Genomic DNA, 17107 nt, shown 5'->3' with positions numbered 1-17107 from the left:
ATAGAAGAGGTGTCCCCTATATGATAGAACAAAATCTGCTATATTTTTATCAACATATAAATTAAAAATAATCCTGTTAGAATTGTTGGTACTAACAGGATTATTTTTGCTACACGTTTTCTGTTTTAACTGCTGTGCTAGATTTTTGCTGGTATAATTTCTTCCCTAACATGGACTGAAAAATTAAGAAAGTTCCTCCGACTGCCCAGTATAGAGGGAGTGCTGCCGGAGCGTTTAGAGAGAATATCACGATCATAAGCGGTGACATGAGCCCCATAATTTTCATTTGAGACTGGTTTTGAGTAGGCATATTCGACATCGATACTTTAAATTGTACATAGTAAACGATCCCAGCAATTGCCGTAATCCAAATATCCGGCTGTCCTAGGCTGAACCAGAGGAACGAGTGTGTCGCAATTTCTTCCGAGCCCCTGATTGCATAGTAAAACCCCATCAAAATCGGCATTTGAATAAGCATTGGAAGACAGCCAATAGAAAGTGGATTAACTCCATGCTTTTTATATAATCCAAACATTTCCTGCTGTAGCTTTTGTTGTTCTTTCTGGTCCTTGGCAGCCTTAGTCTTTTTCTGGATAGCCTCCATTTCAGGCTTTAATAAGTCCATCTTTTCCTTCATATACTGTTGATTTTTATACTGTTTTAACATCAATGGCAACAGAATGAGACGAATTATTAGCGTAATCAGTATGATTGACAATCCAAAGCTACCATTAAATAAAATAGCGATACTATGAATTGCTGATGCAAATGGATGAACAAACACATTTTGAAAAAAACCATCCCCATTTGAATTCTGTGCAGAACACGCAGAAAGTACAAATGTAGATATCATAACTACAATAATAGCAAAAAGGTTTTTATTACGTTTCATCTTTCTTCCTCCAGTCATTTTCTAAAAATGCTTATTAAGAGAAAGAATGAAAACCTTCCGAATCGTCACCCGAGCTTTCTTTTCTGCGAATATATCTTGCAATCCAACCTAATAATGAGTTAGTCCTCCATTCATTAATCTGCTGAATAGAGGGTCTTGATAAAGTTATATTTACCTTTGAAGGCGAGACACATGTTGCTTCGATAAAATCATATTCAATATGCCAAGTCCAAATATATTTAATCGTTAAGCTTAAAAGAAAGCTAGCATAGAATGTATAGATAGTAGAAATATTTGTAAAATCCAAAATAATTTCGTACAAATTTTCACCCCTAAAAAGAGCAGCTAAGAGAAGTATAATAAAAAATTGAGTGCAAGGCAATGAAATGGATATCTAAATAGAGGCTGCTGAATAAACAAAGAATCCAGTAATGACGAGGGTTTTGGATCTCTTTTGTCGAATATATGGATTTTATTTTTACTCTTTAATGATCGATTTTCTGCAATACGGCGCGGTTCTTTAAATAAGAATTGCGCTCTTTTTTTGTGTATTTGACAAGATTTATTGTCTTTTATTTTTTAGTCATTTTTAATGAATGGGTTAAGGCGTTTTTTTATATCGGGAACTAATTACCTGTAATAATCTAAGAGGTTAACATAAAACACACAAATGTTGTAAGTGTTTTTTATTTGGATAATGAGTACATCATAAGAATCCTTTATAGGTTAAACAAGGAGTATAGGTTCCACACAATTTTTTACATAATATTCACATTTTTATTTATAACATACGCTACTCCCTTCTTCACTTTTCTATATATAGTATATGAAAAGAATTTTATTAGAAGAAAGGGAAGTGGTTGAAGATGGCAAAATATCGAATGGTGCGTACTGAATTTTGGAAGAATCCGATTGTTTCAGAAGAAATGACTCCGGAGGATAAGTATTTTTATCTCTATCTTCTTACGAATCCACATACGACTCAAATTGGAATCTATAAAATTACGAAAAAACAAATGGCTTTTGATTTGGGTTATTCGATTGAGAGTGTTCATTCATTAATGGAACGATTCACCCGGCATCACAAGTTGATTCGTTACAATCCTGAAACAAGAGAAATTGCCATTAAAAACTGGGGGAAAGATAACCTGCACAAAGGTGGGAAACCAGTCATGGATTGTATTAATTCTGAATTAAAAGAGGTCGAGGATCTCTCTCTTATTTTATATGTTTCGGAGACCATTCAAAAATCGGAAATTCGTAGCCTATATGAATCTTTTTGTGAACCCGAAAGTGAAAATGATACATATCTAGATACAGAATGTGATGAAGTTGACGATACGTTCATTCGTCCTAATACGATACGTGGACAAAAAGAAAAAGAAAAAGAAAAAGAAAAAGAAAAACAAAAACAACAACAAAAAGCTTTTAACCCAAATATTGAGAATAATCCAGACATAGAGGAACAATCACAAATTGAAAAAACGAAAGACGTTAAAGAAATTGGTGAGTTTTGGGACAACAATGGATTTGGTTTTTCAAATGTGAATGCCAAAAAGCAGCTGTTATTTTGGTTAAATGATTCTAGCTTTTTACAGCCTAAAGATGTGATCTTAAAAGCCATGACAATTGCTTGTGCTAATAACAAGAGGAAGCTAAACTATGTAATTGGAATTCTGAAAAACTGGGAAAATGAATCTTTACTGACCGTGGGAGAAATTGATTCTTTTCATGAGAATCAAAATCCTATACCAAGGCATAAGCAATCAACCGAATCGTTTCCTGCTGGAAGAGCGATTCCAAGTGGATTTGAACTTGATCTTACTGCAGGTGAAGAGTGATGAGTGTTGCTTTAAGGTAAAGGTAGGTAATGAATTTAAGGGAGCAATGGGGAGGGATTGAAGGTCTTGTTTATCCGATCAGTTCAATAGGTGCTCATGTATCAGATGTACCGAATCACCAAGTAAACCGGATCACATCTGTTGAAATACGCGGGCATGTTGCAATGTCTGGCAACCTTGGGTATGAACTTGACTTAACAAAAATGACAAAAGAGGACCAACGAGAAGTTATCAATCAAGTCAATTACTACAAAGAAATCAGACCTCTTATTCAATTTGGGGACTTTTACCGACTGCTCAGTCCGTTTGAAGGAAATGAAACAGCATGGATGTTTGTATCTGAGGACAAATCTGAAGCTGTTTTTGCTCACTTTAAAATATTAGATGAGGGGAATTCTCCTTTCCTATCAGCTAAGCTACAAGGGCTAGATCCAGATAAAAAATATACAATTGCTGAACTTGACGAATCATACTACGGGGATGAACTAATGAATGTCGGTATAAATATTCCAAAAGTCAGAGGAGATTTTACGAGTGTGATGTGGAGATTGAAAGCTGAGTGAGATATACTAAGTGAGTAATATAGAATCACGAAGTAATGGGGTATCTTATGTTAAAAAAGCTATCTTTTTCTCTACTAATTATATTCACAGTGTCAATGTTCTTAATAGTATATATATCTAAAACATTATCAGCTGAAAAACCAAATGTAACTGTTGTTTTAAAAGGTCTAAATTCAGAGTATTGGGAGCTAATGGCAGCCGGAGCGAGAAAAGGATTTGAGGATTTTGGTATAAATGGTAAAGTTATTGCACCATCTGAGGGGTCTACTGTTGAGGAGCAAGATCGTTTTTTAGAACAAGTTCTTATGGAAAGTCCTGATAGCTTAATTATAGCTCCTATTTATCCGGATAATATTAGTTCTACGTTAGAAGGCTTTGTAGAACAGGATATTCCAGTTATCTTACTAGATACAGATGTTTCTTGGGAGGATAAAACTGCATATGTTGGTACTGATAATATTGCGTTAGGAAGAAGAGCAGGGGCGTTACTAGGTTCGCAACTGCAGCCTGGAAATGAAGTTGCCATACTAGGAGTAGATACGAATAGCATGGTGGCAGGTGACCGGATAAAAGGGGCAAAGATAAGTTTACAGTCTGTCGGAATAGAAATTGTTGCAGAAGGTATTGATGTATCTCTAGAGCCTTTTCAAGTAAAAAAAGAGTTGAAAACGATATTAAAGGAACACCCTAACCTTAAAGGAATTATCGCCACGAATGACGGACTAGCATTAACTGCTTTTCATGCTACTGAAGATCTGGGTTATAAAATGCCGGTCATTGGAGCGGATGGTATTAACAAAATGATTGAATTGATTGAAGAAGAAAAGCTGCCTGGGACAGTGGCACAAAATCCTTATGATATGGGATATTTAAGTGTTGTAACCGTTAATAAAGTATTAAATAGTGAGAATGTTGAAAGAAATATCGATAGTGGAATCGATATCATCATTAAAGGGAATGCGAAGGAACGGTTTGAATTTCAGGAGAGAGTGTTAAGATAATGGTAATCGGCTAATTCTTATCACTAGTCGAAAACGTTGATTTACCAATACTTAATTAACTCAATTCTTTGTTCAGTTAGCCTCTATTATTCCGCTTATTTTTATGAGGGCACTGAAAAACTGAAGTCTATAACAGATTTTCTTAAAAAAAAGAAGATTTTCAGTACTAGTTTGATCTGGAAATCTTCTTTTATATTGGATAAAGTTGTTCTGTAGTGTATTTTACCCCATCAAATAATTTCTTTTTTGACAGGCTTACGATCTTGAAAGACCGGTTTTGATGCAAGTACAGATAAAAATTGATAGTAAGTAGTTTATTAATATCATAACAATCTATCTACGTAAGGTTAAGAAATAAGTACCTCCAATTGCTGAAAAAGTGTATATTATCCTACACTCTTTTTTGTATTATTAATCCGATTATGCTTTTTCGCCAAAAGTTTTTCAATATAGCCTGTCCCAAATAGAACTCCAGCTACAATAAACACAAATCCAATCAATTGTGAAGCTGTAATGGTTTCATTTAAGAAAAGTACGGAGAACACAAGACCAAAAAAAGGAACAAAGTTATTAAAAATGGCTGTTTTCCCTGCTCCTATCTGCTGAATCGCTGCATTAAAAACAATATACCCCACTCCTGTTGCCACTACCGCTGACACAATAAATAAAAAGTAAATAAATAAAGTGGCTGAAGTCATTTCATTGAATCCTTTAGGTTCAGTTATAAAACTAATAATCAACAAACCTATTGAACCTAATAAGTACATTATTGTTGTTACCTGTTTTGAATCGAGAGTTGCTGTTGCCTTTTTTATAAAAATAAAACTAATGGCTTGGACGAACATAGCAATAAATAAAATCAATTCTCCTTGAGACAATTGCATATTACTGAATGAACCACCTTGAATAAAAAAGACACCAGTTAATGCAAGAATAAAACCTATCGTTCGCAATTTAGTTAATTGTTCACCTAAAAAAAGGACAGCGAGTATTGCTGTTGAAAGTGGAACTAATGCAAGAATTAAAGAAGCATTCGAAGCATCAATCATTGTTAAACCTACTGCTATAAGCAAGTGATGTAGAATGACACCAAATAACATTCCAAGTAGTGTATAAATCCATTCTCTTTTCGATAAACGACGAAAGGATTTTCCAAGAACGGTTATGATTAATGCTGTAATCCCAGCCATCATAATTCGAAATGCCGTCATGGTTTGTGGAGGTAATTCTTCCACCAATACTTTAATTATAACCATATTAAGTCCCCAAATAGCTGTGACAAAAAATACTAATCCATAAATTAGTAATAATCGCTTTTGATCCACAAACTTCCCTCCTTTTAACCTTTTAGATTTCATCGTCTATTCCTAATAATCTGCGAAACAGCTTATAGTTCGCAGATTATTAACCTGTTTTTAAAATAAAGTAATTAATCATCATTCTTTTTCTGAATTTTACATTTCGATTACTGTCGGAATGTACTTTGCATAGGTTAGGAAGTTATTGACGATCAGCTTTGTTTTGACCTTCATATATCCGGTTGTCGTTCCATCGCTACATCCATACCACTCTTCCAAAAGAACATCCTTATCAAAAACAACCTGCACAAGATTTTCCTTGTCCATTAAAACACCAAATACAGTAGCAGCACCGACTTTTACACCCAGAATACTTTCCATCAGATCCGCAGGAGCAAAGGATACGCGTGAAATGTCGAGTGCATTGCTAAAATCTTTTGATTTGAATGGCTTATCTGCGGTAGTTATAAATAAATAAAACTTAGTCTTTTTACTATTGCAGAGGAACAGCGTTTTTACCATTTTCATATCCAATTTTTGATTGATCTCGATACAGTCCTCCATCGAAATTGCTTCATCTGAATTTACTCGTTCAAATGAAATCTGTAACTTTGTCAATGATTCGTAGACCATTTCTTGAAGCGGAGAATTATAGGTATCTGGTGATTTTTTCAAAATATCACTCACAAAAAACATCTTTATCCTTTTCCTTTCCTAACTTGAATTTATGATAGTAATAACATATCATGTTCACATGTATTACAAAAACGAATATTTATCATGAAATGCATGACAAAAACAGATAGAAAAGGAAAAGAGTATGAATATCCAAAAATATATAGCATTTATAAAAGTAGTAGAATTCGGTAGCTTTACAAAAGCTGCTCAAAGCTTGGACTATACACAGTCTGGGATCAGTCGTATGATTAACGATATAGAAACGGAATGGGGGGTTTCTCTTTTTGAAAGAGGACGTGCCGGTATCAGTTTAACCTCGGATGGTTTAAAGTTACTGCCCCAATTAAAGAGAATCTGTAATGAGCATGAATTCTTAATGAGGCTGATCGAAGACTTACACGATATGCAGACTGGGATGATCCGTATTGGGACATTTTCTAGTGTAGCAACCCATTGGCTCCCTAACATTATTAGGATTTTTAAGAAGGATTACCCAAAGATAGATTTTGAACTTCTACTTGGTGATTATACAGAAATTGAAAGCTGGATTCTAAATGGACGTGTTGACTTCGGATTTGTACGGCTACCGTCAAAACCAGAATTAGAAACTATCTTTGTGGAGCAAGACCGCTTGCTGGTAGTGATTCCGCTAAATCATCCTCTTGCTAATTGCGAAAAGTTTCCAATCAACGACTTACTGAATAGTCCGTTTATGCTATTGGAAAAGGGAGCAAAAGCAGAAATCTCTGAAATTTTTGAGAGGCATCATATTTCACCGCAAGTTAATTTTACAACATGGGATGACTATGCAATTATGTCTATGGTGGAAAACGGGCTTGGAATCAGTATATTACCAGAATTGATATTACAGCGTATTCCTCACAAAATTATAGCGAAAGAGCTTGAAATTCCTGCGTTTAGAAATATTGGTATAGCTACGAGAGAGCAAAAATCACTTTCCTTTGCGTCCAAGAAATTCTTAAAATATTTATCATATAGGAACAGAGAGTGAATAAGTATGATGGATCAGAATGTAAAATACACATGACAGTCTGTTTGAAATATTTCAAATCATGGTTCGCGCCTATACTCTGGTCCGGACCTTTTATGATACTGAAGAAAATATTCAGACAGGCAACAATGCATGTTTTTTTTCGCATTTTCAACTATTCAGCAATCAAGAGCTTTTGTTGAAAAAAGTAAAAGGAATGCCCTTTAGTTTTGGACATTCCTTATTAAAAGAATAACATAGTAATAAAACGGACATACTACCTTTAAACTAAAAAAGAATACAACATAACTTTGTAGGATAGTTTCGAAGTTTCGTATAAAATACAATTTATCCATACTAAACCGTTATAATGTGACGTCTTAAATACTTGGAATTATTGGGTTAAGGCGTCTTTTTAATTATAATATAATTCACGATAAGGAAAATATCCGAACTACTTAGATTGTCGCTGCGGGTTTAGCTTCAAGAAATTTATTGAAAGCTGCCTTTATTTAATAGAAATGTTCTGCTTAATAAAACTCTATATTTTAAATACCAGTCAATCAAATCTATTAACATCTGAATTTAAAAAAATTTAAACCAGCACTTTACTTTGAGCCTTACGTGACCAAGTAACTACAGGAATAAGCAACAATGAAAGGATAGCTCCAGAAAGTGATAATGCTGCATAACTTGAATGAGCGACGACCATTCCTGATAATGCACCGCCAGAGGCACCTGATAATGCAAGTAAGACATCAACCGATCCTTGAGTTTTTGCACGAATAGATGGGTGTGTTGCATCTATAATGAGAGCCGTTCCGCTAATTAAGCCAAAGTTCCAGCCAACACCTAACAATACAAGCGCGCAGATAAGCAATATCATTGAGTCCGCCGGAGCAAAAGCCGCTAGAAGACCAGAGGCCAGAAGTGTGGCACCAGAAGCAACAGCCATCGTAGTTCGACCGACTTTATCTACCAGCAGGCCTGTAACAATTGAAGGGAAATACATGGCGCCTATGTGAAAACCTATGACCAACCCGACTTCCCTCAATCCATGGCCATGGTGTCCCATATGGATCGGTGTCATGGTCATAATGGCTGCCATGACAAATTGAGTCAAAACCATAACGGTAGCACCAACGACAATTCCTCTTTTGTTTAACGTAGAGCTTTCCGAACTTGATTCTTCCAAGACTTTACCGTCTTCCACCAGGGTACTTGCTACGGCTGTAGATACGATCAAAGGGTCTGGACGAAGGAAAAGTAGGAGAACCAATCCGGCAAGAATAAAAGCAGCCGCTCCTAAGATAAAGGGACCAGCAAGAGTTGGAACACCAATAGAATCTGCAAATTCTCCCATCACATTGACCAAGTTAGGACCAGCTACAGCACCAAAGGTGGTCGAAACCATGGCCATGCTGACAGCAGTTGCCCGCTGTTTAGCAGTCGCCAGATCTGTACCCGCGTAACGTGCTTGTAGATTTGCAGCGGTACCAGCTCCATAAATAAGCAGGGAAGCGAATAAAAGTAAGACACTGTTGATTAAGGCTGCGATTATTACGCCGATCGCACCCAATCCGCCAGTAAGAAAACCGGCTGCAAGTCCTGCTCTGCGTCCGAAACGCTGTGAAAGACGGCCTACAAGCAGTGCAGCCCCTGCAGATCCTAAAGTGAGTAAGGCAACTGGAATTCCTGCAGCACTTTCCGTCCCCAGCATATCTTGAGCTAGAAGTGCGCCTACCGTTATACCGGCTGCAAGTCCTGCCCCTCCAAAGATTTGTGAAAGGATCACTATTCTTAATGTTTTTTTATAAAGCTGTTTTTGCTTTTCTGGTGAATCAATATATTCTTGAAGCCAAGCGGGATGCTGTTTTTGCTTGCTTTTATCTACTGTTTCAGTGATCATAGACCCACCTCCTCAAAAAAACATTTTTAGATTTTTATGCTATCTTTATCTATCCCTTTTAGAATATTATCGTTTCTCACAACTATTGACAAATAATTAAGAAGCTCATGATTATCAACACAATAATCATGAGCCTATTGTCATTTCTAGTACGTGAATGAATACTTAAAAACTACACACGATAAGGTTTAAATTCTTAATAGCCAATTAACATTTTGTCTTTCTTAAAAATTAAAATGTGTACGATTGTCCGTCTTCTGGCACTAACACATGTGAAGAGATTCCTTTTTCCTCAATGAAGCTTTTTAATTCTTCTCGTGATAATGTCCAATGGTTGACAGCTTCCATATGGACAGAAATGATTTTTGCGTAAGGAGCAGCCTTATGCACTTCATAGATGTCATCTTTCCCCATTACTAAAGAACCGCCTTGTAGGAACTGATTATCTCCACCATTTACAACAATGATTTCTGGCTTATGTTTATTGATCTCTTCTTGGATCCCATCATACCATACCGTATCTCCAGCCACATATAACGTTTTTTCACTTGTGTGTTTGAAGACAACGCCACTCACTACACCAGTACGTTTTAAGATTTCTCCTCTTCCGTGTTCACCTTTCGTTTTCACTAATTGGATACCTTCAAAGATTGTATCTTCTTGTAGCACCTCTACATTTTGAAAACCAGCGTTTCTTACTTCTTTCGCATCTTCTTCATTTTGGACAAACATTTTGATCTCTTTTGGCAACACCTCTTTGGCCGTATCATCCCAATGGTCTAAATGTAAATGAGTTAAAATTACTGCATCTAAATCATGAATAATATTTTCAATAGATGTTGGTAAGTTAACTAAAGGATTATTTTGATCTTGTCTTAAAGAATTTGGGAAAGGTGGATAAGTCCCCTTCTCTGCTAAAAATGGATCAATCAAAAACTTTTTACCTGTATATTCAACTACAATTGTTGCATTTCGAATTTGTAGTATATTCATATTCATTAACTCCTTTTCTTTTAATTTTCCTTTGAACAATGTATATTCTAAACTGTGACTCATTAAAGATACATAGATTAAATAAAGTCTTTTGGCCGTTTGACTTTATTAATGAAAGGAGTTTATTAAATGTTAGATAACACGGATAAATATATATTAGATGAACTATCCAGGAACAGTCGGATAAAAATGAAAGAATTGGGCGAGAAAGTCCATTTGACTGGACCAGCTACCTCAGCTAGAGTGGGGAAATTAGAGGATAGTGGAGTTATTGAGGGTTATACAATTAAAGTCAACCAAGTCAAATTGGGTTATTTTATACACTCTTTTATTAATATATATACAAAAAGCATCCATCATCAACCTTATCTGTCGTTCATAAAAACACAAGAACAATACATCATAAATAACTATAAAATCAGTGGGGACGGTTGTTATCTCCTCGAGTGCAAATTTCCATCTAATGAAATATTGGACCAATTTTTGGAAAAGTTAAATGAGCATGTAAATTATAAATTATCAATTGTTATTAACAAATAGTATATCAATAGAGATTGATAATTGGGAGATATGCATCCCTAAGGGGAGACGTAATAATGCCCGTATAGTTTTATTTAAACAAGCATGTGGATAGTATTTGAAAGTGTACTTACTCGAACGAAATGACATAAATTCATCTGGGACAGACAATGCTTGTATTCGCACTATTCAAGAAAAGTTTACAAGCTAAAAAAAGCACTTGGTTTTCATCTTAGTCCTCATATATTAAGGCATTCATTTGCTGCTCATTTAGCAATTTAGTTAAGGGAGAGATTTCGCATGAAAATACATTTAAAAAAATATCGAATACTATCCGAAACTCCGAGCTAATCTAGTTCTATTTATGAATCGTCTGATGGGAGAGTCTATATTGGTGTGGAGTAGTTCCTACCATTTTTTTAAATAATTGTATAAAATATGATACACTCCCGAAGCCTACGCTCTCACTAATTAATTCGATAGGTTTATGAGTCATCTGAAGTAATTGACAAGCTTGCTTGATTCTCCGAACAGTAAGATATTCTGTTAAGCTACTCCCGGTTTCGCGTTTGAATATTCTTGAGACATATGATTTTGATAAATGAAGTTCATCTGATAATAGTCCCAAGTCAAAGGGCTCCATATATTGCTCTTCTATCCAGTGCATAATCCTTTCTGAATAGTAAGGTGAACGGAATTTTTTTTTAGAGGATGAATCTAGCTGAACATCGTGAATGTTTGAACGGATACAAGAGAGCAATTGCATGAGAAAAAGCTGGCTATCTTCCTCCCAGTTACTTGTTTGTAATGATTTATTAAATATCTCACATACCTCGTATATGTAATGATAGTCATTTTCTAAATCAAATGCTTGAGGTTCATTTACACCATTTTGTAATTGTTTTAAAAGGGCACTAAGACCAGGGAATAAGTACAAATTGTTCTTCCCGTAAGTTAGAGGATCAAAGTGCATGATGCTACGCTCATAAGGAGTATGGGGAGATACTTCAACATACACCTTATGCAATTGAAAAGGTTGAAAAAAGAAAAGCATACCTTTTTTAATTTCATAAGTCTGCTGGTTCACAATGACACGTCCTTGTCCGCGATATACAAATAATAATTCACAGCCTTGATGCCAGTGATAAAAACCTTGAAAATTCTTTTCTGAAACCCTCCGGTAAATCCAAGTAAACGGCTTTAGATCAATTTGTTCAAATAAATGATTCATTTTCTTCCTCCATATATGATTCCAAATTGTCAAAACTTATATAGTAAAGCTTGTAAAAACTTAATGTAATAGTCTTTAAATATAAGAAATAGCTCACTTTAAATCTAAGGCTTGATAAGGTTTACCATACTAACCATCAAGTCCAGATAGAAAGTGATAAGTTTGTTACCTCAATATATGACCTCTTGCTTCACTATATCAATTTTCATGCAATACAAGGATATTTTAATAATTAATGACAATTCGAAAGACATTTTCTATTGAATATTACCAAGGGACACTAGAACAATAGAACGATATTTTTGGTTATTTTACAACAACTTTAAGGAAAATACCCAAGTTATAATTTAGTAACAAATAAGAAGGGAGTTGTTAAGTGGCGACTATCGTAAGAATGAAGCTAATCAAATTATAGATATGATTGTTCTTTCTACAGATTACAATCAACTAAATAACGCAAGGATATTTTCATAAGGGCATACTTTTAAGTGTCAAAAAAATTAACACACCCACTTTAACACAATCTCAAACATGCGGTCCTACTCAGAAACTTATTTACTTATCACTTGTAATTTTGTAGCTTTGGTGTAACTAAACTATTCCCTGATGAACCAGCTAAAATCATTATTAAGTCAAAAACGAAAGCGTTGTCATACCATTATAAGGTTTTTCTTTCAAGAAAGGAGAAAAATATGGCTAAAAACCACTTGGAGATTCATGCAAATACAGAAACTAGCGCTGGGTTGAAGTTGATTAAGTCAAAGAAAAGAAGATCACAATTAACTTGGTATATTTTTCTGATTCCAAGTTTTCTAGGAATATTACTTTTTATGGTGTATCCTATCTTCGAATCTTTAAGGTTAAGTTTTTATCAATCAAATGGGACAATAGAAAATTTCATTGGTCTCGAAAACTTTAAGACGGTTTTGACATCAGGTCCGTTTTGGAATTCTGTTTGGAACACATTCTATATTGGGATTTTTCAAATCTTAATCACCATCCCATTAGGCTTTATTTTTGCATCATTAATAAACTCAACACCGAGAGGGCAGAATTTTTTAAAGTCAGTGGGAAAGTGTAAAAAAATATGAAGACTTATTAGGACAAGTCTTTGAAGCGATGAGTACACCTTATACACCTAGATATCATTGGGCAGCGGCGCAACCACGATTTATCTTAACTTCCGAGATTGAAGCTGCATTAACTGGTAAACGAAGTGCACAAGAAGCCTTGGATAAGGCTCAAAAAGAAAGTACAGAATGGTTGAAAACTAGATAACTTTGTATTAGGTAGGCGGGAGAAGGAGTATTTTCTATCCTCCTTTTCTCATTCATATGTTCATAGTTTATAAGGTTGGAGGGTGGATAAATGACTTTGGTAAACAATGAAGAACGGGAATATTGGCTTCATTCGATGTTGAAAATAGCAAGCCCAGTTCTGTTTCATTTGAAGGATAGAATATTAAAAAAAGAAATGCCAGTCGAGATGAAGGAAGGCACAAATCGCGAGCAATTCTCTCATCTAGAAGCATTGTCGCGTTTGCTAGTAGGTATCGCTCCTTGGCTTGAAAAGAAATGTGAAAATAGTGAAGAAGAAAAACTGCGCACACAATATTGTGAGCTAGCCCGGGTGGCCATTGATTCAGGTACAGATCCAGAATCTCCAGATTATATGAATTTTTCTAATGAATTTCAGCCAATTGTTGATACCGCCTTTCTTGCCCATGCTTTTCTTAGAGCGCCAAACGAACTATGGGAGAAACTCGATGCAAGAGTGAAAAATAATGTGATTGTTGCGATGAAAGCTACACGGACAAGAAAGCCTGTCTTTTCTAACTGGTTATTGTTTTCAGCAATGATTGAGGCATTTTTATACAAAGCAGGAGAAAAGGACTGGGATCCGATGCGAATAGACTATGCTATTAGACAATTCGACCAATGGTATTTGGGAGATGGGGTCTACAGTGATGGTCCTGAGTTTCATTATGATTATTATAATAGCTTTGTGATCCATCCAATGCTTATTGATCTAGTAGAAACAGTTGGTGATCAGTACAATGAGTGGTTAGAAAAGAAAGAATCAATAATTAAAAGATCGAAAAGATACGCGGTCATACAAGAGAGAATGATTTCACCAGAAGGGACATTTCCGCCAGTAGGAAGATCAATTGCTTACCGTTTTGGTGTATTTCAAACATTAGCACAACATGCACTTCGCAAAGATTTACCTAGTGAACTAGCCCCTGAGCAAGTCAGAAGTGCTCTAACTCAATTGATAAAACGGACGCTTGAAGCTCCCGGTACATTTACCGATTCAGGATGGCTTACCATCGGTTTTTGTGGACATCAACCTGGAATTGGCGAAGGGTATATCTCTACAGGCAGTGTCTACTTGTGTGCGGCAGCATTCCTCCCATTAGGATTGACGGAATCAGATCCATTTTGGAGTAATCCACCGATGGAATGGACATCAAAGAGAGCTTGGTCAGGTAAAGAATTCCAAATTGATCAATGCTTGTAGGGAGACTTCCTCATTGGCTCAAATTTTGACTGAATTATTATAAGTTAAAAAATATATTAATATTTAAAGGGGAAAGAAGAATTGAAAACAATTAACGAAGAAATTAAACACGATAAATTTAAAGTGAAATCTGATTTAGATAAAAAATGGCTTGATAACGAAATTCAGTTTGTCTTGAAGAAAATCGATAAAAATTTAGAAATATTTAAAGAAAAAGTACCGCCTGCTGCATCGGAAAATTTAATGTACATTCCAGAGGAAAATACTGATTGGACTGCTAGCTTTTGGATTGGAATGCTTTATCTGGCATACGAATATACAAGTGATGAAAAGTATCTTGATGTCATAAAAGTCCAGTTTGAAAGCTTTAAAAATCGATTAAAAGAGAATATTCAATTAGAAACTCATGATATTGGATTTTTATACTCGTTATCCTGTGTAGCGGGATACCAAGTCTTGGGTAATAAGGCTGCAAGAGAAACCGCGATTAAAGCAGCGGATAAGTTAATCACTCGTTATCATGAAAAGGCAAAAATTCTTCAAGCATGGGGGGATTTATCGGACCCAGAACAGCGTGGAAGAATGATTATTGATTGCAATATGAACCTGCCGTTATTGTATTTTGCTTCAAAAGAAACGGGTGATAGAAAGTATTATGATATTGCCCTAAATCATGCTGAACAAGCGGCTAAATATATTGTTAGAGAGGATTCATCCACGTACCACACCTTTTATATGGATACGGAGACAGGTGAACCATTATATGGAAAAACTGCACAAGGCTACTCAGATCAATCATGCTGGGCTCGAGGCCAGGCATGGGGTGTATATGGTTTTGTATTAAGCTATGTACATACCGGGGATAGAAAATTCCTAGATATTTCTGAAAGACTAGCAAACTATTTCTTAAATCGTATTCCTGAAGATGGTATCTGTTATTGGGACTTAGATTTTACAGAAGGAAATGAAGAACGCGACAGCTCAGCAGCTTCCATCATGGCTTGTGGATTACTAGAATTAAGCAAGCACTTGCCTGTTTCAAATGAATATAGAGAACTCTATGAAAATGCAGCAGTAAAAATGATTAAGTCACTCGCTGAAAACTATACGACTAAAAATGTTATTTCAAACGGTATTCTGTTACATGCTGTCTACTCTAAGCCGGGAGATAATGGTATAGATGAGTGCTGTATCTGGGGAGATTATTATTATTTGGAAGCTTTAATCCGTACAGTAATGAGCTGGAGAATGTACTGGTAAGCTAAACAGAGGATTATGTACTTCATTTCGCATCTGCAAGCTATCTATGTTTTAAAAGGTGAATTTTAACAATTTTTTAACTGTATGATAATGTACAAGGTAATGAAAAAAGGCGATTAAGTGAAATCCTCATTCTTTAAACTTTAAAAAAGGAATACAAGGAAAACTCTTTGTCGAATTTCGTCGAAACTCCGTATAAAATACAATTTATCCAAACTAAATCTTATATATGTAACGTCTTAAATCCTTGTTATTATTGGATTAAGGCGTTATTTTAATTATAACATAATTCACGATAAGGAAAATTATCCGAACTATCTAGATCGTTCAATACGTTTAGCCGATCCTGGTGCTTTTATTGTCAGGGATAAAGTTTTACAAGGTGGACGGGTTTATGACAGTTCTAAAGTTGATTTATGGACTGAAAACATGCTGCTTTTAATCAACGTATGGCGAATGATCCTAGTTTAAAATCGATCATTTTGCCAGTTGGGCAGAGGTTATAAATTGGTCGTGTAATAGAATAAAAAATAGGATATTGAGATACCAATTGATTTATTGTCGATGGTATCTTTTATTGTTTTTATATAAATGCAGTTTCTGAGGCTGCTATAACTAACCCAACAAAATATTATGAATAAGTTAGACTAAAGAAAAGAAGGGGAATACTCTATTCTTCTTCAACAAAAGGGCCATTTTCTTGAATAAGAGAAGGGATTAATCGTAAGTAAATCGAAGTTAATCAGAAGATGTTATTTTAGTTGAGTATCAAGATATACTACTCAACATTAAGGAGGAAATCGATTATGAGCGACACACAGACATTACGAGGACTCACCACAGTTAGTTTTTGGACGGATGATCTAGTAGCAGCAAAGAAGTGGTACGCCGAGCTATTGGGCATCGAACCATACTTCGAACGTCCAGGATATGCCGAGTTTCGACTCGGCGATTACCAGCACGAACTTGGCCTGATCGATAGCAGCTACTCGCCCGATAGTTCAGCGACCGGCCCGGCCGGTGCTGTAGTGTACTGGCACGTCGATGATGTAACAGCAACTTTCAAGAAATTGATGTCTATGGGAGCGAAAGAGTACGAGGCACCCACAAAGCGCGGAGAGGGGTTCATCACTGCTTCCGTGGTCGATCCCTTTGGGAACATACTAGGCATTATGTACAATCAGCACTATTTGGAGGTTCTGGGTTCTACCAGAAAAGCGTGACCCTAGCCGTCGTCATTCACAGTTAATCAAGGCTTGAAGTAATGGACTATACCAGAATAGGGCGATTGTGGAACAAGAAGTAAGAGGGTGATACATATTGTACATGACTAATATGTATCACCCTCTATTTTTATGACTTTTTACAATTTAAGTCTTGATAAAAAGAGCGCCTTTTTGTCATTCCGTAC

The 17107-nt window shown here is 35.7% G+C and carries 16 protein-coding genes; 9 read left to right on the top strand and 7 right to left on the bottom strand.

Annotated features, from left to right (window positions below):
- Nucleotides 1-109 precede the first annotated feature (109 nt).
- Together yidC and I7822_RS07305 are read right to left on the bottom strand one after the other, a co-directional pair.
- The gene (gene yidC / locus I7822_RS07310; protein WP_207976508.1) at nucleotides 110-892 is read right to left on the bottom strand and encodes a membrane protein insertase YidC; all 783 of its coding nucleotides are present in this window, start codon (nucleotides 890-892) and stop codon (nucleotides 110-112) included.
- Between the two features lie 34 nt (nucleotides 893-926).
- Nucleotides 927-1214: a hypothetical protein gene (locus I7822_RS07305; protein ID WP_207976506.1), complete on the bottom strand. Its 288-nt coding sequence runs from the start codon at nucleotides 1212-1214 to the stop codon at nucleotides 927-929.
- A 544-nt stretch (nucleotides 1215-1758) separates the two neighbouring features.
- Between I7822_RS07305 and I7822_RS07300 the strand changes: the two genes are divergently transcribed.
- The 3 genes from I7822_RS07300 to I7822_RS07290 are packed head-to-tail and all read left to right on the top strand — an operon-like array spanning nucleotide 1759 to nucleotide 4297.
- On the top strand, nucleotides 1759-2733 hold the full coding sequence (locus tag I7822_RS07300) for a DnaD domain protein (RefSeq protein ID WP_243459337.1): 975 nt from the start codon (nucleotides 1759-1761) through the stop codon (nucleotides 2731-2733).
- A gap of 29 nt (nucleotides 2734-2762) precedes the next feature.
- Entirely contained in the window at nucleotides 2763-3296 is a 534-nt protein-coding gene (locus I7822_RS07295; RefSeq protein ID WP_207976504.1) for a GH36 C-terminal domain-containing protein, read from the top strand.
- Between the two features lie 47 nt (nucleotides 3297-3343).
- Nucleotides 3344-4297: a sugar ABC transporter substrate-binding protein gene (locus tag I7822_RS07290; RefSeq protein ID WP_207976502.1), complete on the top strand. Its 954-nt coding sequence runs from the start codon at nucleotides 3344-3346 to the stop codon at nucleotides 4295-4297.
- Nucleotides 4298-4683: 386 nt separating this feature from the next.
- Here the strand turns inward: I7822_RS07290 and I7822_RS07285 are convergent, their stop codons facing one another.
- Nucleotides 4684-5622, bottom strand: coding sequence for a DMT family transporter (locus I7822_RS07285; protein WP_207976500.1), 939 nt, complete (start codon nucleotides 5620-5622; stop codon nucleotides 4684-4686).
- A 129-nt stretch (nucleotides 5623-5751) separates the two neighbouring features.
- Entirely contained in the window at nucleotides 5752-6291 is a 540-nt protein-coding gene (locus I7822_RS07280; RefSeq protein WP_207976499.1) for a prolyl-tRNA synthetase associated domain-containing protein, read from the bottom strand.
- A gap of 124 nt (nucleotides 6292-6415) precedes the next feature.
- On the opposite strand from I7822_RS07280, the gene I7822_RS07275 reads away from it, so the two are divergent.
- Nucleotides 6416-7285, top strand: a complete 870-nt coding sequence (locus I7822_RS07275; RefSeq protein WP_207976497.1) for a LysR family transcriptional regulator — start codon at nucleotides 6416-6418, stop codon at nucleotides 7283-7285.
- A 574-nt stretch (nucleotides 7286-7859) separates the two neighbouring features.
- Here the strand turns inward: I7822_RS07275 and I7822_RS07270 are convergent.
- Nucleotides 7860-9173: an MFS transporter gene (locus tag I7822_RS07270; RefSeq protein WP_207976495.1), complete on the bottom strand. Its 1314-nt coding sequence runs from the start codon at nucleotides 9171-9173 to the stop codon at nucleotides 7860-7862.
- A gap of 231 nt (nucleotides 9174-9404) precedes the next feature.
- Complete coding sequence (locus I7822_RS07265; protein WP_207976493.1) at nucleotides 9405-10166, bottom strand: MBL fold metallo-hydrolase; 762 nt, start codon at nucleotides 10164-10166, stop codon at nucleotides 9405-9407.
- A 129-nt stretch (nucleotides 10167-10295) separates the two neighbouring features.
- Here I7822_RS07265 and I7822_RS07260 point away from each other — a divergent pair, with 129 nt between their 5' ends.
- Nucleotides 10296-10706 (top strand): Lrp/AsnC family transcriptional regulator, encoded by a 411-nt coding sequence (locus I7822_RS07260; RefSeq protein WP_207976491.1) that lies wholly within the window; start codon nucleotides 10296-10298, stop codon nucleotides 10704-10706.
- Between the two features lie 337 nt (nucleotides 10707-11043).
- On the opposite strand, the gene I7822_RS07255 is transcribed toward I7822_RS07260, so the two are convergent.
- Complete coding sequence (locus tag I7822_RS07255; RefSeq protein WP_207976489.1) at nucleotides 11044-11916, bottom strand: AraC family transcriptional regulator; 873 nt, start codon at nucleotides 11914-11916, stop codon at nucleotides 11044-11046.
- Between the two features lie 1119 nt (nucleotides 11917-13035).
- Between I7822_RS07255 and I7822_RS07250 the strand changes: the two genes are divergently transcribed.
- The 4 genes from I7822_RS07250 to I7822_RS07235 all read left to right on the top strand — a co-directional run bounded on the left by I7822_RS07250 (nucleotide 13036) and on the right by I7822_RS07235 (nucleotide 16919).
- The gene (locus I7822_RS07250) at nucleotides 13036-13194 is read left to right on the top strand and encodes a hypothetical protein (RefSeq protein WP_243459336.1); all 159 of its coding nucleotides are present in this window, start codon (nucleotides 13036-13038) and stop codon (nucleotides 13192-13194) included.
- A gap of 90 nt (nucleotides 13195-13284) precedes the next feature.
- Complete coding sequence (locus I7822_RS07245) at nucleotides 13285-14436, top strand: DUF2264 domain-containing protein (protein ID WP_207976487.1); 1152 nt, start codon at nucleotides 13285-13287, stop codon at nucleotides 14434-14436.
- Nucleotides 14437-14517: 81 nt separating this feature from the next.
- Nucleotides 14518-15696 carry a glycoside hydrolase family 88 protein gene (locus I7822_RS07240; RefSeq protein WP_207976486.1) on the top strand — a complete coding sequence of 393 codons (1179 nt, stop codon included), beginning with the start codon at nucleotides 14518-14520 and terminating at the stop codon, nucleotides 15694-15696.
- Between the two features lie 806 nt (nucleotides 15697-16502).
- Nucleotides 16503-16919, top strand: a complete 417-nt coding sequence (locus I7822_RS07235; protein ID WP_207976484.1) for a VOC family protein — start codon at nucleotides 16503-16505, stop codon at nucleotides 16917-16919.
- Nucleotides 16920-17107 lie beyond the last annotated feature (188 nt).

This window comes from Metabacillus bambusae, assembly GCF_017497975.1.
GTDB lineage: Bacteria > Bacillota > Bacilli > Bacillales > Bacillaceae > Metabacillus > Metabacillus bambusae.
The sequence above is the reverse complement of the archived record's forward strand: the minus strand, read 5'-3'. Positions and strand labels throughout refer to the sequence as shown.